The sequence below is a fragment of the Enterococcus sp. AZ163 genome (genome assembly GCF_050498925.1).
Lineage (GTDB): Bacteria > Bacillota > Bacilli > Lactobacillales > Enterococcaceae > Enterococcus_A > Enterococcus_A ferrettii.
This window is the reverse complement of record NZ_JBIPAO010000011.1, coordinates 1-6,069: the sequence shown is the minus strand read 5'-3', so window position 1 is coordinate 6,069 and position 6,069 is coordinate 1. Positions and strand designations below refer to the sequence as shown.

4 protein-coding genes are annotated in these 6,069 nt (G+C 34.9%); 3 read left to right on the top strand and 1 reads right to left on the bottom strand.

From position 1 onward, the window contains the following. On the top strand, window positions 1-649 hold a 649-nt coding region (locus IGI46_RS25850; RefSeq protein WP_429974623.1), incomplete at its 5' end, for a hypothetical protein. Between the two features lie 208 nt (window positions 650-857). Here IGI46_RS25850 and IGI46_RS25845 read toward each other — a convergent pair. Beyond that, window positions 858-3,863 (bottom strand): Tn3 family transposase, encoded by a 3,006-nt coding sequence (locus IGI46_RS25845; protein ID WP_429966098.1) that lies wholly within the window; start codon window positions 3,861-3,863, stop codon window positions 858-860. 183 nt (window positions 3,864-4,046) lie between these two features. Between IGI46_RS25845 and IGI46_RS25840 the strand changes: the two genes are divergently transcribed. Together IGI46_RS25840 and IGI46_RS25835 are read left to right on the top strand one after the other, a co-directional pair. Further along, window positions 4,047-4,628 (top strand): recombinase family protein, encoded by a 582-nt coding sequence (locus tag IGI46_RS25840; RefSeq protein ID WP_429966099.1) that lies wholly within the window; start codon window positions 4,047-4,049, stop codon window positions 4,626-4,628. 127 nt (window positions 4,629-4,755) lie between these two features. Beyond that, window positions 4,756-6,069 (top strand): hypothetical protein (locus IGI46_RS25835; RefSeq protein ID WP_429974622.1); only part of this gene is annotated, 1,314 nt, incomplete at its 3' end.

Here is a 6,069-nt window from a genome sequence, read left to right as displayed (position 1 = left end):
TCAGGAAAAACTTATGCAACAGTTGAAGACACTCGAAAGAGATAATTCGGTTGAGGAGCTCATAACTCATCAAGCAATTAAATTAGAAAAAAAAGATCGTTCACGACGTAGGTATACGGTCTACTCTCTTACCTACAAAGATGGATCAGAGTATCTTGTTTATGGGTCTTCCCAACGAACTGCCTGTAATATAGTAGGAAAATCAGAGAACAAGCTCTCTAGGGCAGTCATAATAAACAAAGAGTATCATAGTAGCTATTATTTGGAACGCGACACCGGAGCGCTCACTCCCCTTAGTTTATACTTATCGGAACGGTCACGAAATAAGAGCTACCTTATTGCAGAGAAACAACAAACAAAAATTAAGGCTTCTGGCGTTTGCTATAACGAGGCTCCAATCCAATTTTTCAAGTACTCTCCTGGTGCACTCAAACAGTTGGGCGTCTTTTGTGATCACTTACCTATCGTAAAAAACAAAAAATTCAAGTCTAATGGACGAGTTACTATTCAAACAAAACGTGGAGCGATCGGTTTAGGTTCCGGACAACTATTAATAAAAATAGGACAGGAGATATTTTTCACTATGGACAAAGAGGAGTTCGAACAAAATTTTGTTGTAGAAGAATCGCTGGTGTGGGCTGAAAAATAGTTCTATTCCAACCAAGATTGCTACCTGGGATTTGTTGAATCAGGGGTTCATCATGCAATCGTACAAAAAAGGACCATAGGATGATTCAAATAAAACACAAGAATGCTATTATACCAACATTCTTGTGTTTTTCTTCTAAAAAAATAGGAATAATTCCTATTATCAACTGTACAAAAAAAGACCATAGAATTTCTAAAGACGAACATTCTCAACTCTCCGTACGATTTAATGCACGTAGCTTCCCATTCTCAAGATCCTTATCATATTGAAAACTGTACTGGCCTACAAAGTTAATATGTTCAAATAATAATGGAGATAAAGATTCAATATCCTGATTTGTATAAGGTATCCCTTCTGCAGTTATTTGTGTCAAAACTTTTTCTAGATATAATGCATTCCAGTAAATAACGGCGTTGGTAACTAATCCTAAAGCAGAAAGTTGTTCTTCCATGCCTTCGTAATACGCTTGATACAGTTTCCCATTCTTCCCAAAATATATTTTTCTACATAGATTATGTCGAGATTCCCCTTTATTTAATTGATTAAGAATCGCTCTAGCATAGTTTTCATCACAATAGTAGCGAAGAAGGTGTTTTGTCTTGTAAATCTTCCCAACCTCTTCAAGTGCTTGCCCTAAACTTGTTGAATGATTTTCTCTACGTAGCGCCCGAATAAGCTCTGTTGCAGAAACAAGGCCTTCTTTTAATGAACCAATCACTTTTAAAATGTCTGCCCAATGTTTTTCGATTAGATCTACTCGAATTGTATTTTTAGAAAATGGATTTAATTCTTTATAATCAGCTTGTTTATTTGTCCGCCAGATCTTTGAATTTCCTGAATCTGCGATTCGAGGACTAAATTGATACCCTAATAATCCAAAAAGACCAAATACGAGATCGCTGTACCCAGCTGTATCTGTAGAGATTTGTTGTATGGACAGTTCGCTTGATTGCTCCAGCAATCCTTCTAAAATGTATAAAGAATCTCTTTCCGTCCCTGGAATAGCCATTCCCTGAAAGCCAATGTAGTGATCAGAAACAAAATTATAATAAGTAATGCCCTTATGTCCTTTACCGTAATACTTATTATTTGCTTTACTATAGATTGATTTTCTAGGCGTAACGTAGCGGATACCGTCTGCTGAAGCTACTGTTCCATCACCCCAATAGGCAGCCATATCTAATTGATTATACGAAGTGGTAATACAATTATTGGCAGCAATTAACGTTTCTAATCGTTCATAGTTTAGGCGGACATAAGAAAGTCGCCCTTGTTTTAAGCTTGCTACATTCTTTTTAGAAACTGAACCAATGCCAATATTCGTTGCTTCTGCAAGCAACACAGCCATCATACTAATATCTAAGTCAGTCATTCGGGTTTCGTTTTGACTAATATGATAAAAATATTGGGTAAGATCTAGTCTCTGATTAATTTCCATTAATAAATCCGCCAAATCAATCGCAGGCATCAACTCTTTTACTCGTTTTAAGAATCGTTTAAATTCTTTTGTTTCTCTCTTCTTTCGAATAGTAGAAACAACCAAGTGATCTTTCTCAATTCTAGCCATCGTATTTTTAGACCACTCTTGAAGCGTGTGATCGTAAGATAAATGAAGTTCGCTCGAAAGTTTCTGAATGGCTTTTTTGGGATTTTCAGATAAATTTAACTGCTTTAGTAGAGGATCTCTTCTGGATTTCCATGTGTCATCTGAGATAAGTTCTGCCATAGGATCTTTAAACGCTCTACTATAAGAGATATAGGCATTATGGTTTTTCAAAGAAGGAACTAGTAAGTCAATAATAACAATGCATAGCGCTCGATTGCACTCGTCAGGATTATTTTCAATAAAATGTTGCCACTTCTTTGGAACAAATTGCTTAACCGCTGAATAATCTTCGAAAGTAAACTTCTTTGGATGACGGTTACAAAGTAAATTCCATAGTGATTTTAGTTGATTACCTTGCTTCGTTTCAGCAAATTGTAAGGGTAAAAGTTCAATCATGTCTGTTAAAAAGCAGGTAAATATAGGATATTTATCAATCAATTCCTTTACAGCCACGGGTTCATAAGTACTTTTAGCAGTTTGTTCTATAAAATCTAATTGATCTTCTAAACTTTCTTCAGTTAATAGCTCTTTTAAGCGGTCTCTCGCTTGCTGATCCGTTAATGCTTCATTTTTCACAATTTCTTTCATTTCTGAAAAAGCTTCAGTTAAAGATAAGGTAGCAGAATCGTATTTTTTCAAGGATTGTTTCCTTTCAGAAAGCTCTTTGTTCTTCGCGTGTGTAAACTTTTCAGAATAGTAAACAATCAATGCTTGAAGCAATTCATCCAATGCTTTTACTCTATAGATAGCAACAAAAGCTACTAAATGGGCAATCTTTTGATTTCCTGTAAAGCGCTGAACGGATTGAGAAGTTGAAACTGCTGTGTATTCTGCCATTTTCTTTAACCTAGTGTGTGGAATGCCTGATAGATCCCAAGTTTCTGTTTGAAATGCATTTAGTTGTTTTAAACGTTGAAAACCTCGTTCAAGCTCTCTTTTACCTTCTGTAAGAGATTGCTTGAGGTGATCCATCTTGGTAATGGAAGAACCAAATTTATTTGCAGTAACAAGGACTAATAAATCTTCTAGTTGCTTGATTTTTTCCTTCGGAACAGCGGCTACCAACCGCATATAAATCTCTTCTTTTGCTTGATCAAGTGTTGACGCTACTAATCGTTCAAAAGACGTAATTTTTGGTAGCAAGATATGTTCTGTGAGTAACAAATGAAGAAATTGGTCAATTAAAACACTCTCTCGCTCACTAGTGACCACTGCACGTTCAAAAAGCCAAGCTAGCATTTTTTTCCGTGTTTCACCAGTAAGTTTACGGTAGTTAAACGTGTTCTGAATTTTTTGCTTATGATTTTTTATCGTTGTAGCACTTGTATAGTCATTAACGATATTGGGGTTAAGTTTTAGTTGGCTGGCAACATAGTGAACAACCGTAATCGGAATATCTTCTATTGAATCAAAAAATCCTCCTAAAAAGCGGACAGTTCCTAACTGTAAAGCAAAACCCAGTTTATTGCTATCCGTCCTAGCTTCATTGATTTGTTCCAGATCGATTTCTGAAAAATAAAAGTATTGATCTAATTGCACTATGGATAGCTCTCCTGCATATTGTCGATAAAAATTTCTTTGTTCTTCTTTTAAAACTGCTCTAGGCAATCGTTCACTTCCTTAATTATTCTAAAAAACTAGAGATTTTTAGAATAGTAATTTATTTTTGGGCTTCCGTATAACAGCAAGGTTTCTAAGTTCTAAAAACTCGTTAAAAAAAAGATTATACTATACCCTTGCAAAAAGAAGTCATTTTTTAGATAATAAAAAAATAAAGGAGGACGACTACCGATGATGATTGGCTACGCACGCGTATCAAAAGAAGAACAAAATTTAAATCGGCAAATCGATCAATTAACCGCCTATGGCGCTGAAAAAATAATTCAAGAAAAATATACAGGAACCCGAAGAGATAGGCCAGGGATTGATACACTTTTCAATATTTTACGACCAGGAGATTCTTTAGTGGTTGAAAGTATTTCTAGATTGGGGCGGAATACATTGGACATATTACTGTTAGTTCAGGAATTAACAATGAAAGAAGTGCAATTTATTTCATTAAAAGAAAACATGAATACCGCTACGCCTACAGGAAAGGCTATGCTTCAAATGATGAGTGTGATTTCAGAATTAGAGCGAAATTTATTAGCAGATCGTGTACGTGAAGGTATTGCGGCTAGCAAAAAACGGGGTGTTAAAATGGGCCGACCAAAAGTCACACAAGAAAAACTAGATGTCGCTATCCGCATGTATCAAAGTGGTGAGTATTCAGTAAAAGAAATTGCAGAAACCAACCAACTTTCTTTAGGGACTTTGTATAAAGAACTTAACCGAAGAAAACTTTCTAAGATAAAGAACAAAGCAAGCAAGTGATGGTATTTGCTTGCTTTTATAAATATTTTGTGCAATTAAAGTCGGATTTCGATAGTTTAAATAACTTATTCTTGATATATTTAGATTGGTTGAGTGACTAAAATTAGAAAGAACGAGGAGGAATCATATGAAAAAGAAACTATCCACATATTTGAGTTTGTTGGTAATGATAAGTTCATTCATTACGACACCGCTAACCGTTTTAGCGGAAACAACAAGCACTACTAATAGTACGCAGCAAACACAAGCTGACAGTACAAAACTTGAAGAATCGATCACAAAAGAAACGGAGGTAAGTAATGCTTCGCAAGTAGAAAGTCCGGTTAAAGAAACCACAGAGACCACGACAAATGATTCCTCTACTTTAGAGAGCACGCAAACAGATCGAAAACAAGCATCAGAAACTACTCAATCAACGGATCAACAAACCCGTGCGCCAAATCAAACTGGAAGTATAAAAAAGTCTACGTTAAAGATACTTGAAAATAGCTTAAGTGTAACATCATCTATCAGTTATCCCCCCGGACAAAATTACATGACAGCCACTTCAGATTGGTTGAAAGTAACTATGAATTTAACATTACCACCTATGAAAACAGGAGAGACAATACAATTAACCGTAGCTAATTCAGAATGGGATTATTCTACAGAACCTTTTATTGTTGGGGATTATACAATAACACCTGATAGCAAAAAAGATGGAACTTTTAGCATAAAAGCAAATACAGATACTGGAACAGAATCTATAGTGGTAAACATTAACATTAGATACAAGGAAAATATTTCATCCTCTAAAGAAATAAAGGAAATACCAATATCTATTCAATATCAAAATCAAGTTAGTAATGATAGTAAGAGCGTCGAAGTTCATAGATTTGCAGATACTGTACCAAAAAACGAAATTATCAAGAAAGTAGCCTACGGAATAGATAAAAACGGAAATGCTTTATGGGGATTATTTCTTAATTACAATAATTTTAATTTAAGAGGAACAGATACTGCCCCTTTTATATTTAAAGATATTTCAAATAAGGGACAAAAAATAATCCCAGAATCAATTCTGGCATATAATGTATCGAATCCTAAAGTTGAAATTGACGGAGCATTAGAAAGAAATACATTACATGATGATTACAATTACAATTTGTCAAAATATTTAATGGATAACACAGAAAATGGAATTATTGACATTATGTCAACTTCCTCTAATCCCATTGGACTTGATGATATAACAAAATCCTTTTATATCTTTTTTGCAACAAAGCCAGATAAACAAATCGAATCTGGAGAAATCCTTTCGAATAAGGTTGATATTCAAATAGTAGGAGAAAACGGAGAGACACAAAAAGATGATAGTGAAGCTTCGGTCACTGTCCCCCCTAATAATAACGGAGATCAATTTATTAAGATATCGGGGACAAAAACCTGGAACGATGCCAAC